This is a genomic window from Actinotalea sp. C106 (assembly GCF_023630195.1).
In the GTDB taxonomy this organism is placed as follows: domain Bacteria; phylum Actinomycetota; class Actinomycetes; order Actinomycetales; family Cellulomonadaceae; genus Actinotalea.
The window spans coordinates 1-737 of record NZ_JALPKN010000590.1; the positions used below are offsets into that span (position 1 = coordinate 1).

Below are 737 nucleotides of genomic sequence, written 5' to 3' on the forward strand. Positions count from 1 at the left end.
CGGCGTGGGCGCGGTCCTGCTCGGCGCGTTCGACTGCTGCGCGGACGGCGGCGGGGTCGGCGCCGGCGTGGTCGGCGTCCACGCCATAGCGACCGCGCAGCTCCTCTCGGATGCGCTGCTCGGCGCGGAGGGCTTCGGGGTCCTCGTGGGCCCAGGCCCGGGCGACTTGGTAGGTGCGGCCGATCTGCTCGGGTGTCGTCTGGTCCCACCACTGGGCGTTGTGCACGGGCGCGAGCTCGGCGCGCGCCGCACGCTGCTCGGCGGCCAGGCGCGAGGCCAGCTCGCGGGACTCCTGCTCACTGGAGGCCTGTGCCCGGCGCATGGCCTCTTCGCGGGCGCGGGCGATGCGTTCGCCGATCTGTCCGGCGGCGGTGACCAGCACCCGCAGCTGGCCCTCGAAGGCCTCTTCGATCCCGTCCGTCTCCTCAACCACCCTGGTCCCCCTTCATCGCTGCGGGCCGCGGTCTGCGCCCGGGCCTGTCGTGTTCCGCACCCGAGCCGCCTCGATGTCGTTCGGTACGGGTGATGTGGCCTTGTTCGCTGCGGCCTCGTGGCTGGCGGTGAGCCGCTCGAGGACGGCCTGCGCCTGCGGGTCCAGCCCGGTGGGCCGCTCCAGCACCGCCGTCGCAGCACCGGCCTGCGCCGGTGCGTCGCTGCCATGTGCGGGGGGCGGGAGTGCGTCGCGGACGCGGACCAGGCGGGCGCGGGTGTCCTGGGCCAGGAGCTGGGCCTGGCGG

The 737-nt window shown here is 75.6% G+C and carries 2 pseudogenes; both read right to left on the minus strand.

The annotated features are described in order from the left end of the window. Window positions 1-433 (minus strand): annotated as a pseudogene (locus L0B03_RS18660) (hypothetical protein); the annotation flags it as partial. A gap of 12 nt (window positions 434-445) precedes the next feature. Further along, window positions 446-737, minus strand: a pseudogene (locus tag L0B03_RS18665) (relaxase); the annotation flags it as partial.